Genomic DNA, 22,593 nt, shown 5'->3' with positions numbered 1-22,593 from the left:
GACGAGGGGTGGCCCACAAGGGCCACCCCTCGCTTCGTTTCACAGCCAGCCGCGCTGCGCCGCCTTCAGGCCGGCCTCGAAGCGGCTGCGGGCCTCCATCCGCTCCATCAGGCCGGCCACCATCCGCCGGGCGGTCCGCTGGGACACGCCCAGCCGGGTCGCCGCGGCCAGGTCGGTCAGGCCCTGCGCCAGCAGCTTCAGCAGCACCTGCTCCTGCTTGGTGAGGCCCTCCCGCTCCGGGTCGGCGACCGCGCCGAACGGCGTCGCGATGTCCCAGATCTGCTCGAACAGGGCGAGCATCGGCATGACCAGGCCCGGTCCGACCAACTCGAGCAGGCCGGCGCCGGTGTTCTGCGGATCGATCGGCACCAGCGCGGACCGCCGGTCGGCCAGGATCATCCGCGGCGGCAGGGTGGGCGTGGTCCGGTACTCGCCGCCGTTGTCGCTGAACACCCGGGCGTAGTCCAGCGTCGCCGGGTCGTTGCGGATGCTGTCCAGGCCGATGCACCGGAAGCGGACGCCGCGGGCCATCATCGCCAGATTGTTGCGCTGGGCGTGCTCCAGCGAGGCCGGTTTGTGCGCGCCGCCGGGCATGAAGGTCAGGATCTCGAACTGGGCTTCCCGGCTGATCCGGTCCAGCGTGTCGCGGACCGCGTCCATGCCCTCGTGCTTGCGGACCATCGACCCGTCCGACGCCGGCCGGCTCGTGCCGAAGTCCTCGATCAGCTGCAGGACCGCGGTCTGACACTCGGCGACCTGCTGCTGCCGGGCGGCGAGCTCGGCCTGCTGGCGGGCCAGCGCCTGGCGGAGGCCGACCTCCGGGCTCACCGCGTGGGTGACGCCGGGCCGGTCGGCGGATTCGCGGACCAGCGCGAGCTCGAAGAGGCTGTCCAGCGCCTCGCGTGTCTTGTCGACGGTGATGCCGGCGGCGTCCGCCAGCTCGGTGATGCCGATGTCCGGTCGGGCGAGCATCTCCCGATAGACGCGTTCCGCGGAACGGTCCAAACCCAGCGCAGCCAGCATGAACGTCAGCCCTCCCCGTAGGCCTGTTCGCTCCCCAGCGATGCCCGCCGATCTTGTCACGGGGGGTCGCGGGCGGGCAAGGCCGGTGGACGCGATGGGCCATGGCCGCTTGCGTCCAGGCCGTACCCCTTCCTTTGCATTCCGGCCCGGGGAAAACTATTCATAGCGACGGACGCCGCGGGGCGAACGAAGCGAAAGAAACAAACTTCCACGAATTCCGAACGGGGTACCGCCATGCGTTTTTCGATCAAGCTCGCCGCTCTTTTCCTGATCGTCGCCGGAGCTGTCGCTGGTGTCGCCTCGACCGTTTCCGGGCCGACCGCGACCAGCGCCACGACGTTCAGCACCGACGGCCTGATCTGGGAATGACCGCATGCGGATGACCCTGCTGACGCTCCTGCCCGGCGCCGGGCCACCGGTCGCGGCGGCCACCCTCCGAGACATCCTCTGGGCGCACGTGCGGCCCTCTGATCAGGTCGAACACATCAGTGCGCGGGCCGGCCCGGACGGGCAACTGGAGATCGGGATCTACCTCGCGGCCACCGGGCCCGAGGTCGCCCGGGAAGTGGTGGAGCGCGCTCTGCGAAGCTCCGCGACACTGCGGCGCTGGGCACTCGGAAACGTTCGCTCCGGCGTACCGCAAATTTGATTCTCGCTCTTTTTATTCTGATTTTCTCTCCATTCTTCGAATGCCACCCCGGAAAGGGTCCAATCATCATGTCCAAGATGCGCAGCAAGTTCGCCGGTGTTCTGATGGCCGCTCCGATGATGCTCGGCGCGGTCGCCGTGACCACGACGATGACCAGCGCGCCGGCGTTCGCCGACGCGAGCTGCACCGGCAACGTGTCGGTGTACGGCACGCTCGCCGACGGCCGCCTCACGTACTCGGTGATCGACCCGGACAACGGCAACCTCACGCACGTGGTCTCCTCGACCGCGACCCTCGGCTTCACCCCGAAGACGATCGCCACCCTGAACTTCAACACCGTCCTGATCACCTCGACCGGAGGCACGCTCTACCGGGTCGACATCACGACGAACAGCGACAGCCTGGTCTTCAGCACGCCGGTCGCGCTCGGCGGCGGCTGGACCCACGACCTGCTGACCTATGACGGCCACGGGCACCTGTACGGCATCGCCGCCGGCACCCTGATCCAGTACGTGGTCTCCCGGGACAAGCCGGGCACCGACCAGATCGGCCAGCGCAAGGTGATCGGCACCGGGTTCACGCTGAAGACGCTGGCCGGCGCCGGCGACGACCGGATCGTCGGCACCACGTCGGACGGTCAGCTGCTCAGCTACGCCATCCCGGACGGCGGCACCTGGGTCCGCTCTCAGCTGGACGACCGCGGCTGGCAGAGCTTCGCGAACCTGCTCTCGCCGGGCGGTGGCCTCTACTACGGCAAGAACCCCGATGGCGCCATGTACTGGTACGAGGACCAGAACCCGACCGACGGCTCCGGTTCGGACATCACCTACCACCTGGACGACCCGGTGGCCTCGCGTGGCTGGACCCAGAACCTGCTCTCGGCGAGCCCGGAGACCTGCACGTACAAGGCGCCGGTGAACCCGCTGCGCTCGAAGATCGTCACCGCTGCCAATGCCGAGGTCGGGACCCCCGAGTCCAACTGCACGAAGTACGGATCCGGGTGCGGGGAGATCGCCTGGTGCGCGATGTTCGCCAAGTGGGTGTGGAAGCAGGCCGGGGTCAGCTCGGTCCCGTCCACCAACTTCGCTCGCGGCCTGGGCGCCTGGGGGCAGTCCAACGGCCTCTTCAAGTCCCGCAGTGGCAGTGCGAAGGGCAGCCCGAAGATCGGTGACTGGGTGATCTACGGCACGCCGGAGGACGCCAGTGGCGGCCACGTCCAGATCATCACGGCCGTGCACCCGGACGGGACGCTGACCGTCGTCGGCGGCAACCAGTCGGACGCAGTGCGCAAGTCCGTGATCGACCCGGACACCGCCCGCTCGGGCGCCGACGACCTGGCCATCTCCGGCTACGTCACCCCGCCCGGCGCCTGATATCTCCGCCCCGCCCGGCGCCCGCGCGGCGCCGGGCACCCCTCCTCGCCCCTGGAGTCGTAGTCCGATGAAGATCTCCCGCCTGGGCCTGGCCGCCTCGACCGTGCTGGCCGGCCTGCTAACCCTCGTCGCCCCGACCGCCGCCCACGCCGACACCACGGTCGACTGCGTCTCCGGGGGCCCGACCGCCGCCGACGGCACGACCGCCACCCAGCTGAACACCGTCCTCACCGGCTCGCTCACCGGGGCGATGACCGCCTACCGGGTGTCCTGCGCCCGTGCCGTGATCGACGCGGTGCACCAGCGCGGCCTGTCCGACCGGGCGGCCGTGATCGCGGTCACCACGACGATCGTGGAGAGCACCCTCCGGAACGTGACCGGGGGCGATGACTCCAGTGTCGGCCTCTTCCAGCAGCTGGACTCCTGGGGCTCGGCGTCCGACCGGCTCAACCCGGCGTGGGCCACGAACGCCTTCCTGGACAAGATGGTGCGGGCCTACCCGGACAACGCGTGGCAGGACGAGGCGGTCGGTACTGTCTGCCAGAAGGTGCAGGTCTCCGCGTACCCGGAGCGGTACCAGCCGCAGGCGGCCGACGCGCAGCGGATCGTCGACGCGCTCAGTGGCCCGCCCGCCGGCACCGCCTCGATCTACGGCGCACTCGCCGACGGCCGTCTCACCTACAGCACCATCGCCAACGCCACCGGCGACCGCACCAAGACCGTGACCAGCACCGACACCCTCGGCTTCGTCCCGGTCGCGCTGGCCACCCTGAACTTCAACACGCTGCTGGTCACGTCGCCGGCCGGCGTCCTCTACCGCGTCGACGTCATCACCAACAACACCTCGCTGACGTTCAGCCCACCCGCCCTGATCGCCAGTGGCTGGACCCACGACGAGCTCACCTACGACGGCTACGGCCACCTGTACGGCATCGCCAACGGCACCCTGATCCAGTACGTGGTCTCCCGGGACAAGCCGGGCGCGGAGCAGATCGGCCAGCGCAAGGTGATCGGCACCGGCTTCACCCTGACCAACCTGACCTCGACCGGCGACGACTGGCTGCTCGGTGTGAGCACCGCCGGTGAGTTGCGGTCGTACCACATCGCCGCGGACGGCGGCTGGTCCGGCGCCACCCTGGCCAGCCGGTGGAGCACCTTCTCGCACCTGGTCTCGCCGGGGCACGGGGTCTACTACGGCCGCACCTCGGACGGCGCGATGTACCACTACTACGACGCGAATCCGTTCGACCTGTCCGGCGCTGACCTCACCTACTACACCGCGGACCCGGTGGACACCCGGGGCTGGACGCAGATCCTGCTCTCCGCTCAGCCGTCGAACACCTGAGAGAACGCGGTCAGGAAGCGCGGTCGTCCACCCGGGCGGCCGCGTTCCGCCGTTTCCGCACTTTCTTGGTGATCCACCAGCCGACGGTGATCGCGAGGAACGCCCACACCCCGTAGTCGAACCAGTGGCTGTACTTCTCCACGTCCTGCCAACGCGACCCGAGCGCATACCCGGCCCCGACGAACAGCGCGTTCCACACCCCGCTGCCGATCGCCGTGAACAGCGCGAACCGCCCGACCGGCATGCGGTTGGCCCCGGCCGGGATCGACACCAGGCTGCGCACGACCGGAGCGCAGCGCCCGACCAGCACGGCCGCGTTCTCGTGGCGCTCGAACCACCGGTCGGCCCGGTCGAGGTCCGCGGCGTCGACCAGCGGGATCCGGTCCAGCCAGCGCCGCAGCCGCTCCTCGCCGAGCCCCCGGCCCAGCCAGTAGAGCAGCAGCGCGCCGATCAGCGCCCCGAGCGTCGCGGCGGCCCACACCAGCACCAGGCTGACCCGGCCCTCGCTGGCCAGGTACCCGGCCATGGACAGCACGATCTCGCTGGGGATCGGCGGAACCAGGTTCTCCAGGGCCACGAGCAGGCCGACTCCGGTCTCGCCGAGCGTGTCGATGACCGAGGCGACCCAACCGGCCAGTCCGCTCAGTTCTGCCATCCATCACTGGTACCCGGCGATCACGATGGCAACCACTTCCGTATATACCGATCATCGGTATATTCTTCCGCCATGAGCGAAGCCCCGATGCGGGAGCCCACGTTTCTGGTGCTCACCGCGCTGGCCGAGGAGCCCCGCCACGGTTACGCCGTGATCGAGGACGTGGCCACGATGACCGGCGGGCGGGTCCGGCTGCGCGCCGGCACGCTCTACGCCGCCCTCGACCGCCTGCGGATCGACGGCCTGATCGAGGTCGACCGCGAGGAGGTCGTCCAGTCCCGCCTGCGCCGCTACTACCGCCTCACCGGAGCCGGCGAGCAGAGCCTGGCCACCGAGTCCGCCCGCCTGCGCCAGCAGGCCACCATCGCCGAGACCCGTTTGAAGGTCCGTCGCGCCAACCTCGGGGGAGCCCCCGCGTGACCACATTGGAGTCGCGTTACCGCAGGCTGTTGCGGTTCTATCCGGCCGATCACCGAGCCGTCTACGAGGAGGAGATCCTCGGCGTGCTGCTGGCCGGCTCACCTCCCGGCCGTCGATTCCCCAGCCCGGCCGATGCGGTGGACCTGCTGCGTTCGGCCCTCACGGTCCGCTTCGCCCAACAATCAAGATCCGCTTTCGGTACGGGCTGGCGCGCCGCCGCCGCGGTCACCGCGCTGCTGACCGCGCTGTTCATGACGGCCGGGGCCGTGTTCATGGTGCTCGACAGCGTGGTGCCCCGGCTGCATCAGGCGCCGATCGAGCTGTTCGGCCCGTCTGACGTGTTCGGCTCGTCCCTACGGGCCCTCGCCTGGCTGGCCGTCGGTGTCGCCGCGCTGCGCGGCCGCCATCGCGTCGCGGCCCTGCTCTGCGGCCCCGCGTTCCTGGCCGAGCTGGTCGCCGACGTGGCCGAGATGTCGTTCATGTCGTCGTGGTACGCGAACCGCATGGCCTGGGGCTTGATCATCGCGGTGCTGACCGGTGCGGCCTTCACCGCGGCGATCCCGGCCCGTTCCGTGCTGGGCCGGCGCCGTTCCTGGGTGGTCGTGGCGGGCGCGGTCTCGTTCGCCGCGACGGGCGCGGTGCAGAACCGGCCGCTCTGCGAGTTGCTGGGGTTCGTCGTCCCGCTCTCGCTGGTGGGCTGCGCGGTGGTGCTCCTCGACCGGCCGGTGCGGGCGCGTGTCGTGGTGCTGTCCCTCGCGATCGGATTCGTGCCGGCCGCCGTCGTGCTGACCTGGGATCTGATCGTGATCGGCCAGGCCGGGGGCCAGACCCGCTCGGCCGGCTTGGCGCTGGCTCCGGTCGCGATCTTCGCGGGATTGGCAGTCGCGCTCTGGGGCGGCGAACGTTTTGCCGCCCGGAAGCGGGGACAAGTAAGGGTGCATGAGTGACCGGTGGTATCAGCAGGCCGTCGTCTACTGCCTCGACATCGACACGTTCGCCGACTCGAACGGGGACGGCATCGGTGACATCCCCGGCCTGATCGGCCGGCTCGACTACTTGTCCCGGCTCGGGATCACCTGCATCTGGCTGAACCCGATCCACCCGTCGCCGGACCGTGACGACGGTTACGACGTGGCCGACTTCTACAACGTCGACCCGCGCTTCGGCACCCTCGGGGACTTCGCCGAGCTGCTGCACCAGGCCGGCAACCGGGGCATCAAGGTGATCATCGACCTGGTGGTCAACCACACCTCGGACAAGCACCCGTGGTTCGTCTCGGCACGGTCGTCGCCCGATTCGCCGTACCGTGATTGGTTCGTCTGGAGCGAGACCGCGCCGGCGGACCGCCACCAGGGCATGGTTTTCCCCGGCGAACAGGCCGAGACCTGGAGCTTCGACCGGACCGCGAAGCTCTGGTACTACCACCGGTTCTACAAGTTCCAGCCGGACCTGAACATCAAGAACCCCGAGGTCCGCGAGGAGATCAAGAAGATCTGCGCGTTCTGGCTGCAGCTCGGGGTGGCCGGGTTCCGGATGGACGCGGTGCCGTTCATCATCGAGGAGACCGTGCCCGGTAGGTCGGACGCGCCCAAGGACTTCGCCTACCTGACCGAGCTGCGCTCGCACCTGCAGTGGCGCAAGAGCGACGCGGTGCTGCTGGCCGAGGCCAATGTGGAGCCGGCGCAGCTGGTCACGTACTTCGGCGACGAGGGCGGGTCCGGCAACCGGATCCACATGCTGTTCGACTTCATGCTGAACGCCAAGATGGTGCTCGCGCTGGCCCGGGAGGACCCGGAGCCGATCATCGACGGGCTGCGGGACACCCCGACGCTGCCGCCGGGCGGCCAGTGGGCGACGTTCCTGCGCAACCACGACGAGATCGACCTGTCCCGGCTGACCGCCGAGCAGCGCGCGGACGTCTTCGCCAAGTTCGGCCCGGACGAGGACATGCAGCTCTACGGCCGGGGCATCCGCCGCCGGCTCGCGCCGATGCTCGGCAACGACCGGCGCCGGCTGGAGCTGGCCTACGCCCTGCAGTTCAGCCTGCGCGGCACCCCGGTGCTGCGGTACGGCGAGGAGATCGGCATGGGCGACGACCTGGCGCTCGAGGGCCGGGACGCGATCCGCACCCCGATGCAGTGGAACGGCCTGCCCAACGCCGGGTTCTCCACCGCCGCCGCGGACCAGCTGGTCCGCCCGGTCGTCACCGACGACGGCTTCGGGTACGAGCAGATCAACGTCGCCCGGCAGCGCCACGACCCGGCCTCGCTGCTGTCGTGGTTCGAGCGCATGATCCGCACCCTGCGGGAGGCGCCCGAGGTCGGCGTCGGCTCGTGCACGCACGTCGACGTGCCCGCGCCCCGCAGCCTGCTCGTGCACCGCGCCGACGGGCACACCGGGACGATGCTGTTCCTGCACAACCTCGGTCCCGACGAGGTGACCGTGGACCTGAGCAGTCTGGCGAGCGAGGCGGAACTGCCCAACGACGTCCTGGCCGACTCGGAGTACCCGGAACCGGGCAAGCTCGACGACCTCAAGGTGTCCGGACATGGCTACCGCTGGATCCGCCTCCACAGGACCGCCTGACTCGGATTAGAGTCACCGGTCAGGAGCAGCGAAGATCACAACGGGAGGCCGCAGTGTCGCAGTCCGCATCGTCGAGGGTCGCCATCGTCACCGGAGCCGCCCGCGGCATCGGTGAGGCGATCGCCCTCAAGCTCGCCGCCGACGGCATGTCCGTGGCGGTCGTCGACCTCGACGAGGGCGCCTGTGCGAACACGGTCACCGCGATCCACGACGCCGGCGGCACCGCGGTCGCGATCGGCGCCGACGTGTCGAAGCCGGAGCAGGTGACCGCCGCGGTGGAGCGGGTCGTGGCCGAGCTCGGCCCGCCCACCGTGCTGGTCAACAACGCCGGCGTGCTCCGCGACAACCTGCTCTTCAAGATGACCGACGATGACTGGGACATCGTGATGAGCGTGCACCTGAAGGGCTCGTTCCTGTTCAGCCGCGCGGTGCAGAAGCACATGGTGGACGCCGGCTTCGGCCGGATCGTCAGCCTGTCGAGCACCTCGGCGCTGGGCAATCGCGGTCAGGCGAACTACGCGGCGGCCAAGGCCGGGCTGCAGGGCTTCACCAAGACGCTGGCGATCGAGCTCGGCAAGTTCGGCATCACCGCGAACGCGGTGGCCCCCGGGTTCATCGTCACCGACATGACCCGGGCCACCGCGGCGCGGATGGGCGTGGACTTCGCCGACTTCGAGAAGGCGTCGATCGGTCAGATCCCGGTGGCCCGCGCGGGTCGTCCGGAGGATGTGGCGAACACCGTCTCGTTCCTCGCGAGCGAGGGTGCCGGATTCGTGTCCGGTCAGGTGATTTATGTCGCCGGTGGGCCGAGAGATTAATACTGGCAACTTGCTGAGAGCGGCTACAAAGAAGTGATGAACCGACGCATGAGCTCCCGCAGCGTGTCGCTGACCAGCACATTCCTGCTGCTCGCGGCGGGCGGCACGGCGGCGTGCAGCAGCAACAAGTATCACGACGAGGGTTTCTACTGCGCCGACGAGAACGGCGTGATCGTCGATGAGGACTACTGCGACGACAACAACGGCAGCGGTTACCACGGCGGTGGGGGCTACTACATCTACCACTCGCCGAGCTACCGCTCCGGCTACAAGGTCGGCCAGAAGCTGCCGTCCGGCGGTAGCCGGTTCGCCTACAACGACTCAGCCTCCCGCAGCACGTACGGGCTGCCGTCGACCGGCCGGGTCGGCAACGGGACGGTCAAGACCGGCGTGGTCGGCAAAGGCGGCAGCGGCTCCACCGGCCACGGCTCCACGGGCCACGGCTCCTCGGGTGGATGATCTTTAGATGCGGCGGATTCCCTACGGCCCGGTCCGGGACGGTTGGCAACTGACCAACTTCAGTCTCGGGCTGACGTACAACGACGACGTGCTCCCCGACGGGTCGATGTACTCGTACTGGCAGGAGGGGCCGTACTACGACTTCACCGCGGGCGAGATCGAGGAGCTGGAAACGGCCACCACGGTGCTCTACGACATGTGCCTCGAGGCCGGCGACTGGATGGTCGAGCAGTGCCCACGACGTACCGTCGAAGGCCGTAGGCGGGGTTTCATGTCCTCGATCTGCACGCCGGAGGCGTGTTTCCTGAGCCGCATCGGCATCCCGGAATACACCCACGAGCAGATCATCCGGACCTGGTTCGACGGCGACGCGGAGACGTGGACGCACTACGACAAGGACCCGGACATGCGCACGCCGATGCAGACGCCGGACTTCTCGCCGTCCGTCTACGGCCGCTTCGACCTCTGGTACCACGGCGCCGGCAGCACCCCGCGGCTGCTCGAGTTCAACGCGCAGACGCCGACATCGCTGGTCGAGGCCGCGGTGATCCAGTGGCACTGGATGGACCAGACCGGCATCACCCAGCACCCGTGGCGGCAGTGGAACTCCATTCACGACCGGCTGGTCGGCTGGGAGGCCACCCCGGACGGTGAGCCGGCCGACCCGGGCGCCTGGCGGCGCAACATCGCCAAACTGCGCGAGGCCCGCACCTGGCTCCCGGAAAAACCCAAGATCTTCTTTGCGTACGAGACGTCGGACACCTCCGGCGAGGATCGCATGAACGTGGCCTACCTGATGTCCACGGCCGAGGAGGCCGGCTTCCCGGTCGAGCTGATCGCGATGAGCCAGATCGGCTGGGACGTGGCCGGCGACCGGGTGGTGTACGTGCCGGCGCCGGGCCGGGAGAACGACGCCCAGCCGATCGACGTGATCTTCATGCTCTACCCGTGGGAGTGGTTCTGGCACGAGGAGGGCGGCAAGGCGTTCTTCCGGAACATGGCCGACCCGTCGAAGCGCGGCACGGTGTGGATCGAGCCGCCCTACAAGGCCGCGCTGCTCGGCAACAAGGCGCTGCTCCCGGTGCTGTGGAAGTTGTTCGGCACCGACCCGGAGCGCGGAAAGTACCTGCTGCCGGCGTACTTCGCGGAGTCCTCCAAGGCGGCCGAGTTGACGTCCTACGCGAAGAAACCCATCTGGGGCCGGGAGGGCGGATCGGTCACCCTGGTCCGCGACGGGGTGCCGATCACCGAAAACCCGTCCGAGTACGGGTCGGACGGCCGCTACGTCGTGCAGGAGCTCTGTGAGCTGCCGTCCTTCGACGGGCTGGAGGGCACGGTGCACCCGGTGATCGGCTCGTGGCTGATCGACGGCGAGCCCGCCGGGATGGGCATCCGCGAGGGCATCGGCGTCGAAGGCCTGGTCACCAAGGACAACTGCAACTTCCTGCCGCACGCCATCGAGTCGAACAACTGACCGTTCGGTGCTATCAATAAAATAGACAAAGTGGTATGATTCACCGGGAAGCTGCTTAATGTGGTCGGCGTCGCGTGGTCTCGCGCGGCGCCGTTCGCATCTCCGGAGGTTTCGGTGAGTTCCGTCGAGCAGTTCTTCGAGACGTTCACCAGGCTCGCCCCCGACGAGGTCGGCGCCTGCTTCGCCGACCAGTTCCTGGTCGCCGACGCGGCCGGGGCGCGACCGGTCAGCCGGGCCGACTTCCTGCGGGCCCTGCCCCGCCGAGCCGAGATGTTCGCCGACCTGGGAATCGGCCGCGCGGAACTCTCCGAGCTGACCAGCACCCGGCTGGATCAGCACTATGTGCTGGCCCGGACAGAGTGGACAGCGCCCCGCCTGACCGGAGGCGACCCGGTGACGATGACCTCGTCCTACCTGCTGCACGACGACGGGACGCACCTGAAGGTCGTCCTCTACCTGAACCACGAGTCACCCCTGACCCTCACGTCGCCTTTCGACCGTGCCCACCAGCCGACCTGACCGGGCTGGTGTCCATGGTCGTTCCGGGCTCGCTTTTCGACCGTGAGCGCCAGCCGACCTGACCGGGCTGGCGTTCACGGTCGTTCCGGGCTCGCTTTTCGACCGTGAGCGCCAGCTGGCTTGGTCGAGCTGGTGCTGGTGGCTGTTCCGGAGCTTGTTTCCAGCCGTGAGCGCCAGCCGGAGCGTGCCCGTGTGACGCGTACCGCAGGCCGGCGACCGTGCCCATGCCGCAGCCTCAGCGGCGGCAGGCGCCGGGAGCAGCGCGGGCGTGGCCTGGCCAGCAGCGGTGACCAGCGGCGGCAGGCGCCGGGAGCAGCGCGGGCGTGGCCTGGCCAGCAGCGGTGACCAGCGGCGGACCTGGTCTGGTGTCAGTGGCGGTGACCAGCGGCGGACCTGGTCTGGTTGCCCGCGCGGACGGAGGCCGAAATCGGGGCGGCGGCGATGATCAAGTGAGCGATGATCAACTGGCAGTCAGCGGGGCGCAACTGAACAGGACCCGCCCTACCCAAGGGGGGCCACCTCCACAGCCGTAATTATGGCGCGAAATGGCGGTGGCCGGCGGGTGGCCTGTGGACAACCGGCTTCTGTGGATAACTCAGAGGCCGGGTATGTCCTGGTCAGCGCGGCTATTCGGTCGGCTGCGGCCGGTAGCGCCAGATCCACCACAGGCCGATGAACGGCAGGATCAGCGGGACGTAGCCGTACCCGCTGCCGAAGCGGGACCAGACCGTGTCGTCCGGGAAGGCCACCGTGTCGGCGATGCTCAGGGTGCCCACGATCAGCACCCCGAGCAGCTCGATCGTGCAACTGACCAGGGCGATCAGGCGGCCCCGGGCGCCCCCGACGGCCAGGCCGACGGTCGCCGCGATGTAGACCACGCCGGCCAGCGCGGACAGCAGGTAGGCCAGTGGGGCCTCGCTGAAGTGCGTGGTGATCTGGACCAGGGCCCGGGCGCTCGCGGAGAGCGCGAACGTGCCGTAGACCAGCAGCAGCACCCGGCCCAGGCCGGAGCCGAGCGCCGCGTCGCGGGGGCGGGTGGAGGTCGTCGAGGGGGAGTCGTCAGGCACCGGTCACCGACGCGATCTGCTGCAGCCGCAGCACTAGGACGGGCAGGACGATGGCGCCGACGCCGAGGATCAGGCTGCCCCAGCGGGTCGGCTCCAGTTTGGCCAGCCAGACGGCGGCCGGGGCGAAGCAGATCGTGGTGACCAGGTAGCCGCCGAAGGTCGCGGTGTCGGACGGGCGGGGACCGCCGATCAGGCCGACCGCGGCCGTGACGACCAGGACCGCGACCAGGGCGCTGAACGCCACCATGCCCAGCAGATCGAGGCGGCTGGGCGCGCGGTCGAGCGCGCTGCGCAGGAAATACCACGCCGCCAGCAGGAGAGCGACGACGATCGTCGCCACCGAGAGGGGACCGTTCACCCGGCCAGGTTACTGACGTGGGCCTGGGCTGGTAACTTCCGGCCCCTGGAGATCTTTTTCTAGGAGAGTGGGAAACAGTGCGCTTCGGATTGTTCGGTACCGGCCCCTGGGCACACATGGTGCACTCCGAGGCCCTGGCCAGGCACCCGGAAGTCGAGTTCGTCGGCGTCTGGGGGCGGAACCCGGACAAGGCCGGGGAACTGGCCGCCAAGCACGGGACCCGGGCCTACGCGGACCAGGACGAGTTGATCGCGGACGTGGACGCGGTGGCGATCGCGCTGCCGCCGGACGTGCAGGCGCCGATCGCGATCCGCGCGGCGCGCGCCGGACGGCACCTCGTGCTGGACAAGCCGGTCTCCCTCCGTACCGAAGAGGCTCTTGAATTGGCCTCGGCCGTCGCGGCCGGCGACGTGGCGTCGGTGGTCTTCTTCACCCGGCGCTTCGTGCCGGAGAACGAGGCGTTCCTGGCCGAGGCGATCGCCGCGGGTGGCTGGACCGAGGCCCGGATCGACCACCTGGGCTCGATCTTCACGCCGGACAACCCGTTCGGCGCCTCGGCGTGGCGGCGTGAGCGCGGCGGTCTCTGGGACGTCGGCCCGCACGCGCTGTCCCTGGTCCTGCCGGTGCTCGGCCCGGTGACCGAGGTCACCGGCCTGGCCGGCGAGCACGACCTGACCGCGGTGGTGCTGCGCCACGAAGGTGGCGCGATCAGCAGGCTCACCCTTTCGGTGGACGCCCCGGCGGCGGCGGCCCGGCAGTCCGGCGAGTTCGCCGGTGCGGCCGGCGTGCGGCCGGTCCCGGATGTCGAGTTCGACGCCGTCGAGATGTTCGGCAAGGCGGTCGACCAGCTGCTGGTGGCCGCCGCGGGCGGCCCGAAATCACCGGTCGACATCGAGTTCGGGGTGCGGGTGACGACGGTCCTGGCCGCTGCCGATCAGGCGATCGCGGAGGGCCGCACGGTCCGGCTCGGCTGAGCCGGACACTGTGCGTAATCCCTGCTAGGGAACGGTGCGCTCGATCGCGGCGGCGCCGTCGCGGTCGAGCTCGGCGCGGGCCCGGGCGATGTTCTCCGGCGTCGGGTACCTGCCCTGGGCCACGGCCAGATCCTCGGGGTCCCAGGGCTGCTCGGCGCCGGTGCGCCAGACGGGCGGCCCGCTCTCTTCCGACGCTGTCCGGATAGTGCTCATGACGGCCCCCTCCACGTGATCCACCAGGCGGTTTTCGTACCCGGATTCTCATTCTGTACGCCGGTCGGGGGCAAGGGGCCCGAACTGAGCGCTAACTGGACAGAACCTGCGCGTTACGGATGGACGCAAAGTAGCGAGCCGAATACATTTTCGCCTGTCATGCACGGTCGGGGTGAGCCGCCCCGACGACCGGCCCCGCGGGCCCGCGGGATGCCGTGGCTGTGCGTGAGGTGAGGGGACAAGATCTGCATGACCGACCGCAACGAGCGGCAGCCCGCCGCACCGAACAACGGCAATGCAGGCGACGGCCGGGAGGGAACGCCGAAGGCAGGCCCGGTATGACCGGGCTCTGGGACGCCGAGCGGGACGCGGGCGAGGTGGTGCGGGCGCTGAACGGCCTGGCCGCACTGCTGGGCCGGGATCCGGCGGCGTCGCCCCCGGACGCGGAGACCCTTCGGATCATGCGGCAGCTGGTCGAGAACAGCGTCTCGTCGGCCGCCCGGGTGCAGGGCTACCTGCGGGAGTTACGCGGGCCGGGGGACGGTGACGCGATCGCGTTGTCGCCGGTGCTGGGCCCGTGGCGGGACTGGGTGCCGAGCCGTGGCCATCTCTTCGGGGCGCATCGTGGACCGGCGGCGCGGGGCGCCCGGCGGATCAACGAGGTGCCGCAGCCGCGGCGGTGCGATCCGGGCGAGTGAGGCGGGGTGCCGCAGCCGCGGCGGTGCGATCCGGGCGAGTGAGGCTCAGCCCGGCCGGCGGAGGGTCTCCGACGGGGAGACCCCGAACCTGCCCCGGTACGCCGACGCGAACCGCCCCAGGTGGGTGAAGCCCCAGCGGCTCGCGACCGCGGCAACGGTGACCATGCCCGGGTCGACCGCGCGCAGCGTCTCGTGCGCCCGGTCGAGCCGGGTCTGCTGCAGGTACGCCATCGGCGTGCACCCGAGGTGCCGCCGGAACCCCTCCTGCAGCGAGCGCACGCTGGTCAGCGCGATGGCGGCCAGGTCGGCGACGGTGAACGACCGGTCCGGCTCGTCGTTGATCGCGTCCAGCACCCGCCGGATCGCCCGGGGCGGCCCGGCGCCGGCCGGCGTGATCAACTCCTCGTGCCAGCGGTGCGGCACGCTCAGCAGCAGCCCGCTCAGCACGCTGCTGCGCAGCTGCTCGGCGATCGTCGGCTGGAAGATCAGGCTGGTGTCGTGATCGAGCTCGTCGTGCAGCAGCCGGATCAGCCGGCTCCAGCTGTGCGCCGGGCCGCCGGTGAGGTCGAAGGCGGCCGGCAGGTCGATCGGTCCCTCGACCGGGTGACCCAGGAGCGCGGCGAGTTCACTCTCCAGGGCCCATCGCTCGATGCGTACGTCGATCTCCGCGGAGTGCGCCTCGGGGCGCAGGAAGACCGGATCCCCGGGCCCGAAGGCGAGCGCGGTGGCCGGGCCGGCGGTCACGTCCCGGCCGTCGCGACGGGCCAGTACGCGGCCGGCGACGGGCAGGGTGACGTGGTAGGCGTCGGCCGCGGCGGCGACCAGCGTCACGCTCACGGCGAACGTGAGATGACCGACGGTGAGCGGTCCGAGTTGGATCACCTCCATCCCGACCTTGGTGTCCGCGCTCTCCGGCGCCCCCAGCGACATCGGGTGATAGAAACGATTCAGAACGTCACGGGCCTCATGGACGCCGACGCTGTCGAAGTAGACGGTCCCCGGGGCCGGTGTGGAACCGGCTCCCGGTACGGCGTCACGCATGCCGTCCGGTGCTCCATCGCATACGGTGAGTATTCGTTCAAATTCAGTGGACAGTCAACGTGGTCGCCACGCAGTGACCGTTCCAGCACATTCCGGCCATATGAACTACTCTGGCGTTCCGCGCCTACGTGGCGTAACTTGCAGACCAGCGGATTGTTGTAGGAACGCGGGTTCCTGTGGCGTCTCCCAGCGAACGCCGCGTGCGTACGACCTCTTCATCGGCCGTCGCACCGTGTCCCGCGGAAAGTCGGCGCCGGATCTCCCGACGCCAGAAGAGAGGGCAGCTGTGTATCTGCCGATCACGACCCGCCAGCTGGCCGACGGCACTGTCGAGATCGCCCCGAGTGGCGAGGTGGATCTGGACAACGCGCACGTCATGCGGGACGCCGTGAACGACGTCCTGACCACCATGACACCCAGCAAGATCTCTCTGGATCTGCAGCGCGTGATGCTTATCGACAGCATCGGCATCGGCATCTTGGTGGCGTGCTTCCACACCGCCGCGGCCAGCGGCATCAAGCTGGTGGTGAGCCACCCCAGTGCCACGGTCTACCGGCAACTCTGGGTTTCCGGCCTGGTCGGCCTGCTCGGCTGCGCCGAGCCACCGTCGCCGCGCACCTCGGTGGGCCTGCGGCCCTCCTGAAGTCCGCGCGCGTTCCTCGCGGCCGTTTCACCCGGGTGGGTGGCGACGGCTGACCGATTCCGACTCCTGAACACGAAACGGCCCGCACCCCGCGATTCGGGGTGGGGGCCGTTTCGTCGGCATCAGTGCAGGGCCGCGCCGGCCTGCTCCTGGGCCGCCCGCTCGTCGCCGGAGAGCGTCGACAGCGGCTTCTCCTTGATGAACAGGACGGCGATCACCGCGAGGAACGCGATCGGGGCGCCGATCATGAACAGGTGGGCGGTCGCCGTACCGTAAATGTCTTGAAAGATCGCTCGGGCCGCGGGCGGAAGAGTGGCCAGGTCCGGCACCTTCGCCGTGCCGCCGGAGGCGGCCGCGGCGCCGAACTTCTCGGTGGCCAGCGAGGTGACCTTGGCGGCCAGCACCGCGCCCAGCGCGCTGACCCCGATCGAGCCGCCCAGGCTGCGGAAGAAGGTGAGCGCCGAGGTGGTGGCGCCCAGCTCGGTGGCCGGCACGTCGTTCTGCGCGGCGAGCACCAGGTTCTGCATCAGCATGCCGACGCCGACGCCGAGCACGGCCATGTAGACCGAGATCAGCGGCACCGAGGTGTCCGCGCCGATGGTGCTCAGCAGCAGCATCCCGCCGGTCATCACGACCGCGCCGGCGACCAGGTAGATCTTCCACCGGCCGAACTTGGTGATCAGCTGGCCGGCGACCGTCGAGGAGACCAGCAGTCCGAAGATCATCGGCAGGCTCATCAGGCCGGCCACCGTCGGCGACTTGCCCAGCGAGATCTGGAAGTACTGCGACAGGAAGACCGTGCCGCCGAACATCGCGACGCCGACCAGCACGCTCGCGATCACCGTCAGGCTGACCGTGCGGTGCCGGAAGATGCCCAGCGGCACGATCGGCTCGGCCGCCCGGGACTCCACCCGGACGGCCAGGGCCAGCAGGAGCAGGCCGCCCGCGACGAACGCGGCGGTCTCCGCCGAGGCCCAGGCGAAGTGCTGGCCGGCCAGCGTCGACCAGATCAGCAGGGTGCTCACGCCGCCGGTGATCAGCAGCGCGCCCAGCCAGTCGATCTTCACTTCCCGGCGGGTCACCGGCAGGTGCAGGGTCTTCTGCAGCATCGCGATCGCCGCCAGCGAGAACGGCACGCCGATCAGGAAGCACCAGCGCCAGCCCAGCCAGGACGTGTCGACCAGGACGCCGCCGATCAGCGGGCCGGCGATCGTCGCGACGCCGAAGACCGCGCCGAACAGGCCGGAGTACCGACCCAGCTCGCGGGGCGGGATCATGGCGGCCATCACGATCATCGCGAGGGCCGACATGCCGCCCGCGCCGACGCCCTGGGCGATCCGGCTGACCAGCAGGACCTCCACGTTCGGCGCCAGGCCGGCGATCAGCGAGCCGAGCACGAACAGGCCGAGCGAGAGCTGGATCAGCAGCTTCTTGCTGTAGAGGTCGGCCATCTTGCCCCAGAGCGGGACGGTGGCGGTCATCGCGAGCAGCTCGGTGGTGACGATCCAGGTGTAGACGGACTGGCTGCCGCCCAGCGAGGCGATGATCTTCGGGAGGGCGTTGGCGACCACGGTGGACGCCAGGATGCTGACGAACATGCCCAGCATCAGGCCGGACAGGGCCTGGACGACCTCGCGATGGGTCATCCGGCCGGTCGCCTCGGCGGTGTCGGTCGGGACGGGTACAGCGGTCATGCAGATCCTCGTGCGTTCGATGGGGTGGGATCCGCCAGGCCGCCGGCGACCATGCCGAAGGCCTCGCGAACAACATCAGAAAGGCTTATTTCCGGTACGTCCGGAACGCCGTTTTGCGCGTTCTCGGCCCACCTCATCAGCGCCACCCGCAGCACCGCGCCGGTGACCGCGGCCAGCGCCGGCGGATAGGCGTGGCCCGGCGGCAGCCCGAGGCGTCCCGCGATCGCGGTGCTCATCTCCTGCTCGGCGGTCGCGGCGATGGCGGCCAGCCGGGGGAGCAACTGCGGACTGTTCCGGATCACCCGGAGCCGGAGCAGCCACAGCTCCCGGTCCTCCTGGATCAGCCGGATCGCCGGGGCGAGCGCGGCCTCCACCGCGGCCAGCGCGGGGCCGGGCGGGGCGGCGAGCAGCAGCGCCCGGGGATCGGTGCAGCCCTCCAGGGGATCGCCGACGAGGGCGTCCTCCTTGGTGGCGAAGTAGTTGAAGAACGTCCGCGGGGAGACGCCCGCGGCCTCGCTGATCTCGTCGACCGTGACGCGATCGGCGCCGCGCTCGTCGGTGAGCCGGAGCGCGGCGCCGATCAGGGCACGACGGGTCTGCCGCCGCTTGTCGTCCCGGTTCATGCCGGAGAGGCTACGACAAACTTTGCAGAGACTGCAAAATATTAAAGGGTCCGGTCCAGGAACGCCGCGGTCTCTGCCACCGCGCGCGTGACGTGCTCGTCCACGTCGTACAGGTCGACGTGCCGGGTGCAGTCCAGCCACACCGTCTCGTCGGCGTGCATCGCCTCGGCCAGCTCCGGCGAGCAGTAGTCGTCCACCCGGCCGTGCACGATCAGGCTCGGCGGCAGCAGCGGGCGCACGCCCAGCACGTCGAGCGTCATCAGGCTGTGCAGCGAGCCACGGGTCACCCGGTTCGCCCAGTGTTCTGAGCCGATCCACTTCGAGTAGTACGACCACGGCTCCTCGCCCGGCATCGCCGCCTCGCCCTCCAGCGCCACCGCCGGGATCTCCTCGTCGTAGCGGGCCAGCATGTCCGCGAGCGCCGCCCGGTAGCCGGCCAGGCCCATCCGCTCGGCGAACCAGGCCGGGCTGTTGTAGGCCCCGGCGATCCCGGCGACCGCCCGCACCCGCGGATCGGTGGCGGCGGCGCGCATCGCGTACCCGGCGCCCAGGCACACCCCGACCAGCGCCCGGTCGTAGCCGTCCAGCACGCTCACGGCGGCCCGCAGATCGGCCAGCTTGCCCTGGCTGTCCTCGTGGCCGCGGCGGCCCTCGCTCGCCCCGAAGCCGCGGTGGTCGAACGTCAGCGTGGTGAGGCCGGCCGCCGTGAGACGCTCCGCGTACTCGGCCACCACCTGCTCCTTCACACCGCTGAACGGTCCGGTGAGCACGGCGGCGCGCCGGCCCGGCGCGGATCGGAGCACCCCTTCGAGTCGCAGTCCAGCACTGAAGAACGTCACTGTCTCGGTCACGCTGCGACGCTAGGCTGCAACCGGCGGCGCGGACAGAAGGCACTTTCGGGTACCCATGGGGGTGGGCGTGGAGCTGGTCGTACCGGACGTGCTGGAAGAGGGCTGCGTGACCCGGCAGGCGCTCGAACGGCTCGCGGTGAAATGGCGGGTGCTGCTGATCTACGCGCTGGCCGACGGGGCGCAGCGCCCGGCCCGGCTGCGCCGGCGGATCCCTGGGATCACGCCGAAGATGCTCACCGAGACGCTTCGCGGCATGGAGTCGGACGGCCTGGTCACCCGCCGGGTGTACAAACCGGACCCGCCGCAGCACGTGGAGTACGAGTTGACCGAGCTCGGCCGGACCCTGCGCGAGCCGCTCGCCGCGATCTGCGCCTGGGCGCGGGAGCACGGATGAGGCGTCCTCCGCGGCCGGGCTCAGTCGTTCAGCTGCGTGTGCTGGATGTCGGTGAGCGCGGCGGTCAGCCAGAGCGACAGCTCCCGCCCGGCCAGCAGGTCGGTGAGCAGCAGCGCGGCGTTGCGGGCCAGGGCGTCCGGCCGGGGCGCCGGGATGCTGTCCTCCTCCAGGACGCCGAGCGCGCCGGCCAGCAGCCAGAGGATGACCTGCGGGTGCGCCTCGGGGTGCGCGCGGATGCAGCCGGCCAGCGTCTCCCGGATGTCGTCGGCGGCCAGGCCGTCCGGGTGCCCGTCCTCCAGCAGCAGGCGAATGGTGGTGCCGAGGATCAGGCCGGTCTGCGCGGCGTCCAGGACGGCCAGGGCGTCGACGGCGGAATCCAGGGCCGCCGCGTCGGCCGCGCGGACGGCGGCGACCGCCGCGGTGGTGGCGGTCGCGACCGGGCGGGCCGGGGGCGGCAGGTGCCGCCAGCTCTGAGTCACCCGGCGACCCTATCCGGGCCGCCGATCCACCTGTTGACTTGACTGGATCAACATTGATGACTGTTGTGTGCAGTCCATGTGTTGATTCACATTGACCGTCAACACGAGCGATTGACCGTCGACCCCGGGAGAGGGTGCCATGACGAGCCTGGACGCGGTGACCGCGTGGGTGGACCGCTACCGCAGGGCGTGGGAGTCGAACGACCCGGAGCACATCAGGGATCTCTTCGCGGACGACGCGGCGTACTTCACCGCGCCGTACGACCCGCCCTGGGTCGGCCGCGAGGCGATCGTCGCCGGCTGGCTCGGCCATCAGGACCCGCCCGGCAGCACCACGTTCACCTGGCAGCCGGTGATCATCACCGAGGAGCTCGCGGTGATCGAGGGACGGACGGTCTACCCGGACACCGAGTACCGCAACCTGTGGGTGCTGCGTCTCGACCACACCGGGCAGGCCCGTCAGTTCACCGAATGGTGGATGGAGCTGCCGCGGCCACCGGCAGCGTGAGCCGCGACCCGGTCACGTCCACGGTGTGCCCGGACGCGGCCAGCCCGGCCCCGTCCGTGCCCGGGTTCCGGTCGAACCGGGGGAACGCGCCACCGGCGATCTGCAGGCGCAGCCGATGCCCGGCCGGCAACCGGTGGAAGCACGGGTCCAGGGTCAGCGTCAGCCGCTGCGACTCCCCGGCCGGCACCGACGGATCGAGCCGGCGGTACTGGTCGGCGAAGTTGCGCGAGTGCCCGCGCGGGTCGACGTCGCAGAGCCGGACGAACACGTCCGCCCGCGGGTTGTCGACCGTGATCGTCAGGTCCAGCACCGGGTTCCCGATCACGTCGACCGCGGTCGGCAGCGGATCGGTGGTGAAGATCAGCACGTCCCGCCGGGCCTCCAGCGGCCGGTTGTCCTTCACGCCCATCGAGCCGACCAGGGTCCGCCCGCCCACCGACGGGGTCGGGTCGGCCGGGTCGTAGCGGAACTCGGCGACGCCCTCCGGCCCCTCGGGTTCGGCGGTGGTGAGCCGGCGCCCGGCGCGCAGATGGAACGTGGCCGGTTCGGTCGCCGGCGGCCACGCGGGCATCTCGTGCCAGGCGCGCTCCCCGGTCCGGAACGCTCGAACGGGTGATTTCCGCGCGGCCGGGCCGTCCGCCAGGTGTTGATCGAGCCAGGCCACGCTCTCCCGGGTGACGACCCCGGCGCCGTGCAGCCCGGCCTGCAGATGTGTCCACGGCCCGACGGTCAGGGCGACGTCGACGCCGCGGGCGCGCAGGGCCTCGTACTGAATCATGGTTTGATCCAGAAATAGATCTTGCCAGCCGCCGATCAGCAGCACCGGGACGTTCAGGCCGGCCAGCGCGGCGCCCGCGCGGTACGGCGTCCACCAGGGGTCGTCGCCCTCCGGATGGTCGAGCCATTCCCGGTACCACGGCGCGCGCCCGAGCAGGACCGGGTCGGCCGCGTCGGCCAGTGGCAGCCCCTCCAGCGCGGGCCGCAGCCGGCGCTGTGACGTCACCATGCTGAACACCCGGCCGGCCGGCCCGTCCTCCTGGTGGGCGATCTGGTAGCTCCAGCCGAGGAAGTCACCGAGAGTGAAGGCGCCGGTCCCGAAGACCGCCTCACGGAAGTCGTGCGGCCCGACGTAGATCACCGCGGTGCGCAGCTCCGGCGGCGGGTCCTGCAGCAGCGCCCACTGCGACCAGGCCAGGTAGGACGCCCCGAGAGTGGCCAGCCGGCCGTCGAACCAGGGCTGCTCGCGCAGCCACGCCACGGTGTCCTGACCGTCCTCGGCCTCCTGGGCCATCGGGCGGAAGACCCCCTCGGAGCCGAAGGTGCCGCGCACGCTCTGCAACAACACGTGATAGCCCCGGGCCGCGAGGATCCGGCCGTTCATCACCGGATTAGGAAGATCACGACCATAGGGGGTACGGATCAGCACCGTCCCCTTCGACTCCCCGGTGTCCGGGACGAGGTGGTCGCCGAGCAGCCGGACGCCGTCCCGCATCGGGGTCCTGACCTGCTCGACCGTGTACCCGTTCGCGGCCCGGGCCAGACCCAGCAGCCGGCTCAGCGCCGCGTCGGCCAGCCGCTGCCGTTTCGACATCGCCATGGGAACCTCTTATCCGGTTGTGCTCGCCGCATTCTCCGCATTCTCCGCGCGCACCGAAGATATCCAGGCGTTGCGGAATGTGAAAGATGAATGGCATTCGCGGGATTGCCGATGTGCGAATCGGCGAGCATT

At 70.2% G+C, this 22,593-nt stretch carries 27 protein-coding genes; 16 read left to right on the top strand and 11 right to left on the bottom strand.

What is annotated here, in order from left to right; genetic code table 11:
* Positions 1-39: 39 nt before the first annotated feature.
* Entirely contained in the window at positions 40-1,023 is a 984-nt protein-coding gene (locus L3i22_RS48775; protein ID WP_221324191.1) for a LuxR C-terminal-related transcriptional regulator, read from the bottom strand.
* 234 nt (positions 1,024-1,257) lie between these two features.
* Between L3i22_RS48775 and L3i22_RS54205 the strand changes: the two genes are divergently transcribed.
* From L3i22_RS54205 to L3i22_RS48760, 4 genes are all read left to right on the top strand, one after another.
* A complete protein-coding gene (locus L3i22_RS54205) occupies positions 1,258-1,392 on the top strand; it encodes a hypothetical protein (RefSeq protein WP_255657711.1) in 135 nt (44 codons plus the stop codon).
* A 4-nt stretch (positions 1,393-1,396) separates the two neighbouring features.
* Entirely contained in the window at positions 1,397-1,672 is a 276-nt protein-coding gene (locus L3i22_RS48770; protein ID WP_221324190.1) for a hypothetical protein, read from the top strand.
* A 77-nt stretch (positions 1,673-1,749) separates the two neighbouring features.
* Positions 1,750-3,045, top strand: coding sequence for a tachylectin-related carbohydrate-binding protein (locus L3i22_RS48765; RefSeq protein WP_221324189.1), 1,296 nt, complete (start codon positions 1,750-1,752; stop codon positions 3,043-3,045).
* A 67-nt stretch (positions 3,046-3,112) separates the two neighbouring features.
* Positions 3,113-4,390: a tachylectin-related carbohydrate-binding protein gene (locus L3i22_RS48760; RefSeq protein ID WP_255657710.1), complete on the top strand. Its 1,278-nt coding sequence runs from the start codon at positions 3,113-3,115 to the stop codon at positions 4,388-4,390.
* A 10-nt stretch (positions 4,391-4,400) separates the two neighbouring features.
* Here L3i22_RS48760 and L3i22_RS48755 read toward each other — a convergent pair whose 3' ends face one another.
* Positions 4,401-5,045 carry a DedA family protein gene (locus tag L3i22_RS48755; RefSeq protein ID WP_221324188.1) on the bottom strand — a complete coding sequence of 215 codons (645 nt, stop codon included), beginning with the start codon at positions 5,043-5,045 and terminating at the stop codon, positions 4,401-4,403.
* 72 nt (positions 5,046-5,117) lie between these two features.
* Here L3i22_RS48755 and L3i22_RS48750 point away from each other — a divergent pair, with 72 nt between their 5' ends.
* The 7 genes from L3i22_RS48750 to L3i22_RS48720 all read left to right on the top strand — a co-directional run bounded on the left by L3i22_RS48750 (position 5,118) and on the right by L3i22_RS48720 (position 11,321).
* A complete protein-coding gene (locus L3i22_RS48750; protein ID WP_221324187.1) occupies positions 5,118-5,465 on the top strand; it encodes a PadR family transcriptional regulator in 348 nt (115 codons plus the stop codon).
* A complete protein-coding gene (locus L3i22_RS48745) occupies positions 5,462-6,412 on the top strand; it encodes a hypothetical protein (protein ID WP_221324186.1) in 951 nt (316 codons plus the stop codon). The genes L3i22_RS48750 and L3i22_RS48745 overlap by 4 nt, the downstream gene beginning before the upstream one ends.
* A complete protein-coding gene (locus L3i22_RS48740; protein ID WP_221324185.1) occupies positions 6,405-8,051 on the top strand; it encodes an alpha-amylase family protein in 1,647 nt (548 codons plus the stop codon). The genes L3i22_RS48745 and L3i22_RS48740 overlap by 8 nt, the downstream gene beginning before the upstream one ends.
* A gap of 53 nt (positions 8,052-8,104) precedes the next feature.
* Complete coding sequence (gene fabG, locus L3i22_RS48735; RefSeq protein ID WP_221324184.1) at positions 8,105-8,869, top strand: 3-oxoacyl-ACP reductase FabG; 765 nt, start codon at positions 8,105-8,107, stop codon at positions 8,867-8,869.
* 36 nt (positions 8,870-8,905) lie between these two features.
* The gene (locus L3i22_RS48730; RefSeq protein WP_255657709.1) at positions 8,906-9,328 is read left to right on the top strand and encodes a hypothetical protein; all 423 of its coding nucleotides are present in this window, start codon (positions 8,906-8,908) and stop codon (positions 9,326-9,328) included.
* 7 nt (positions 9,329-9,335) lie between these two features.
* The gene (locus L3i22_RS48725) at positions 9,336-10,802 is read left to right on the top strand and encodes a glutathionylspermidine synthase family protein (RefSeq protein ID WP_221324183.1); all 1,467 of its coding nucleotides are present in this window, start codon (positions 9,336-9,338) and stop codon (positions 10,800-10,802) included.
* Between the two features lie 114 nt (positions 10,803-10,916).
* Positions 10,917-11,321: a nuclear transport factor 2 family protein gene (locus L3i22_RS48720; protein WP_221324182.1), complete on the top strand. Its 405-nt coding sequence runs from the start codon at positions 10,917-10,919 to the stop codon at positions 11,319-11,321.
* 626 nt (positions 11,322-11,947) lie between these two features.
* On the opposite strand, the gene L3i22_RS48715 is transcribed toward L3i22_RS48720, so the two are convergent.
* Together L3i22_RS48715 and L3i22_RS48710 are read right to left on the bottom strand one after the other, a co-directional pair.
* A complete protein-coding gene (locus tag L3i22_RS48715) occupies positions 11,948-12,388 on the bottom strand; it encodes a hypothetical protein (RefSeq protein ID WP_221324181.1) in 441 nt (146 codons plus the stop codon).
* Positions 12,381-12,746 (bottom strand): hypothetical protein, encoded by a 366-nt coding sequence (locus tag L3i22_RS48710; protein ID WP_221324180.1) that lies wholly within the window; start codon positions 12,744-12,746, stop codon positions 12,381-12,383. Before L3i22_RS48710 ends, L3i22_RS48715 begins: the two co-directional genes overlap by 8 nt.
* 77 nt (positions 12,747-12,823) lie before the next feature.
* Here L3i22_RS48710 and L3i22_RS48705 point away from each other — a divergent pair, with 77 nt between their 5' ends.
* On the top strand, positions 12,824-13,720 hold the full coding sequence (locus L3i22_RS48705) for a Gfo/Idh/MocA family protein (RefSeq protein WP_221324179.1): 897 nt from the start codon (positions 12,824-12,826) through the stop codon (positions 13,718-13,720).
* 24 nt (positions 13,721-13,744) lie between these two features.
* Here L3i22_RS48705 and L3i22_RS48700 read toward each other — a convergent pair whose 3' ends face one another.
* Positions 13,745-13,933 carry a hypothetical protein gene (locus tag L3i22_RS48700; RefSeq protein ID WP_221324178.1) on the bottom strand — a complete coding sequence of 63 codons (189 nt, stop codon included), beginning with the start codon at positions 13,931-13,933 and terminating at the stop codon, positions 13,745-13,747.
* A 338-nt stretch (positions 13,934-14,271) separates the two neighbouring features.
* Here L3i22_RS48700 and L3i22_RS48695 point away from each other — a divergent pair, with 338 nt between their 5' ends.
* Positions 14,272-14,631: a hypothetical protein gene (locus L3i22_RS48695; protein ID WP_221324177.1), complete on the top strand. Its 360-nt coding sequence runs from the start codon at positions 14,272-14,274 to the stop codon at positions 14,629-14,631.
* 45 nt (positions 14,632-14,676) lie between these two features.
* Here the strand turns inward: L3i22_RS48695 and L3i22_RS48690 are convergent, their stop codons facing one another.
* Positions 14,677-15,672, bottom strand: coding sequence for an AraC family transcriptional regulator (locus L3i22_RS48690; protein ID WP_221324176.1), 996 nt, complete (start codon positions 15,670-15,672; stop codon positions 14,677-14,679).
* A gap of 286 nt (positions 15,673-15,958) precedes the next feature.
* Here L3i22_RS48690 and L3i22_RS48685 point away from each other — a divergent pair, with 286 nt between their 5' ends.
* Positions 15,959-16,315, top strand: coding sequence for an STAS domain-containing protein (locus L3i22_RS48685; RefSeq protein WP_221324175.1), 357 nt, complete (start codon positions 15,959-15,961; stop codon positions 16,313-16,315).
* Positions 16,316-16,437: 122 nt separating this feature from the next.
* Here L3i22_RS48685 and L3i22_RS48680 read toward each other — a convergent pair whose 3' ends face one another.
* The 3 genes from L3i22_RS48680 to L3i22_RS48670 are packed head-to-tail and all read right to left on the bottom strand — an operon-like array spanning position 16,438 to position 19,483.
* The gene (locus L3i22_RS48680) at positions 16,438-18,009 is read right to left on the bottom strand and encodes an MDR family MFS transporter (RefSeq protein WP_255657707.1); all 1,572 of its coding nucleotides are present in this window, start codon (positions 18,007-18,009) and stop codon (positions 16,438-16,440) included.
* Positions 18,006-18,632 (bottom strand): TetR/AcrR family transcriptional regulator, encoded by a 627-nt coding sequence (locus tag L3i22_RS48675; RefSeq protein WP_221324174.1) that lies wholly within the window; start codon positions 18,630-18,632, stop codon positions 18,006-18,008. Before L3i22_RS48675 ends, L3i22_RS48680 begins: the two co-directional genes overlap by 4 nt.
* 41 nt (positions 18,633-18,673) lie before the next feature.
* Positions 18,674-19,483 (bottom strand): alpha/beta hydrolase, encoded by an 810-nt coding sequence (locus tag L3i22_RS48670; protein WP_221324173.1) that lies wholly within the window; start codon positions 19,481-19,483, stop codon positions 18,674-18,676.
* 67 nt (positions 19,484-19,550) lie between these two features.
* On the opposite strand from L3i22_RS48670, the gene L3i22_RS48665 reads away from it, so the two are divergent.
* A complete protein-coding gene (locus tag L3i22_RS48665; protein ID WP_221324172.1) occupies positions 19,551-19,877 on the top strand; it encodes a helix-turn-helix domain-containing protein in 327 nt (108 codons plus the stop codon).
* Positions 19,878-19,897: 20 nt separating this feature from the next.
* Here L3i22_RS48665 and L3i22_RS48660 read toward each other — a convergent pair whose 3' ends face one another.
* A complete protein-coding gene (locus tag L3i22_RS48660) occupies positions 19,898-20,356 on the bottom strand; it encodes a hypothetical protein (protein WP_221324171.1) in 459 nt (152 codons plus the stop codon).
* A 139-nt stretch (positions 20,357-20,495) separates the two neighbouring features.
* Here L3i22_RS48660 and L3i22_RS48655 point away from each other — a divergent pair, with 139 nt between their 5' ends.
* Positions 20,496-20,864 carry an SgcJ/EcaC family oxidoreductase gene (locus L3i22_RS48655; RefSeq protein ID WP_221324170.1) on the top strand — a complete coding sequence of 123 codons (369 nt, stop codon included), beginning with the start codon at positions 20,496-20,498 and terminating at the stop codon, positions 20,862-20,864.
* On the opposite strand, the gene L3i22_RS48650 is transcribed toward L3i22_RS48655, so the two are convergent.
* The gene (locus L3i22_RS48650; RefSeq protein WP_221324169.1) at positions 20,821-22,461 is read right to left on the bottom strand and encodes a CocE/NonD family hydrolase; all 1,641 of its coding nucleotides are present in this window, start codon (positions 22,459-22,461) and stop codon (positions 20,821-20,823) included. The two genes, L3i22_RS48655 and L3i22_RS48650, sit on opposite strands and share 44 nt — an antisense overlap.
* Between the last annotated feature and the right edge of the window lie 132 nt (positions 22,462-22,593).

Origin of the sequence: Actinoplanes sp. L3-i22 (genome assembly GCF_019704555.1) — a bacterium.
In the GTDB taxonomy this organism is placed as follows: Bacteria; Actinomycetota; Actinomycetes; order Mycobacteriales; family Micromonosporaceae; genus Actinoplanes.
Note: the sequence above shows the minus strand (reverse complement) of the source record. Positions and strands in the feature narration are given on the sequence as shown.

Bases quoted from the DNA above. Each gene is read 5' to 3' on its own strand.
- L3i22_RS48775 (WP_221324191.1), bottom strand. From the start codon at position 1,023: ATGCTGGCTGCGCTGGGTTTGGACCGTTCCGCGGAACGCGTCTATCGG.
- L3i22_RS54205 (WP_255657711.1), top strand. From the start codon at position 1,258: ATGCGTTTTTCGATCAAGCTCGCCGCTCTTTTCCTGATCGTCGCCGGA.
- L3i22_RS48770 (WP_221324190.1), top strand. From the start codon at position 1,397: ATGCGGATGACCCTGCTGACGCTCCTGCCCGGCGCCGGGCCACCGGTC.
- L3i22_RS48765 (WP_221324189.1), top strand. From the start codon at position 1,750: ATGCGCAGCAAGTTCGCCGGTGTTCTGATGGCCGCTCCGATGATGCTC.
- L3i22_RS48760 (WP_255657710.1), top strand. From the start codon at position 3,113: ATGAAGATCTCCCGCCTGGGCCTGGCCGCCTCGACCGTGCTGGCCGGC.
- L3i22_RS48755 (WP_221324188.1), bottom strand. From the start codon at position 5,045: ATGGCAGAACTGAGCGGACTGGCCGGTTGGGTCGCCTCGGTCATCGAC.
- L3i22_RS48750 (WP_221324187.1), top strand. From the start codon at position 5,118: ATGAGCGAAGCCCCGATGCGGGAGCCCACGTTTCTGGTGCTCACCGCG.
- L3i22_RS48740 (WP_221324185.1), top strand. From the start codon at position 6,405: ATGAGTGACCGGTGGTATCAGCAGGCCGTCGTCTACTGCCTCGACATC.
- L3i22_RS48730 (WP_255657709.1), top strand. From the start codon at position 8,906: ATGAACCGACGCATGAGCTCCCGCAGCGTGTCGCTGACCAGCACATTC.
- L3i22_RS48725 (WP_221324183.1), top strand. From the start codon at position 9,336: ATGCGGCGGATTCCCTACGGCCCGGTCCGGGACGGTTGGCAACTGACC.
- L3i22_RS48700 (WP_221324178.1), bottom strand. From the start codon at position 13,933: ATGAGCACTATCCGGACAGCGTCGGAAGAGAGCGGGCCGCCCGTCTGG.
- L3i22_RS48695 (WP_221324177.1), top strand. From the start codon at position 14,272: ATGACCGGGCTCTGGGACGCCGAGCGGGACGCGGGCGAGGTGGTGCGG.
- L3i22_RS48690 (WP_221324176.1), bottom strand. From the start codon at position 15,672: ATGCGTGACGCCGTACCGGGAGCCGGTTCCACACCGGCCCCGGGGACC.
- L3i22_RS48680 (WP_255657707.1), bottom strand. From the start codon at position 18,009: ATGACCGCTGTACCCGTCCCGACCGACACCGCCGAGGCGACCGGCCGG.
- L3i22_RS48675 (WP_221324174.1), bottom strand. From the start codon at position 18,632: ATGAACCGGGACGACAAGCGGCGGCAGACCCGTCGTGCCCTGATCGGC.
- L3i22_RS48655 (WP_221324170.1), top strand. From the start codon at position 20,496: ATGACGAGCCTGGACGCGGTGACCGCGTGGGTGGACCGCTACCGCAGG.
- L3i22_RS48650 (WP_221324169.1), bottom strand. From the start codon at position 22,461: ATGGCGATGTCGAAACGGCAGCGGCTGGCCGACGCGGCGCTGAGCCGG.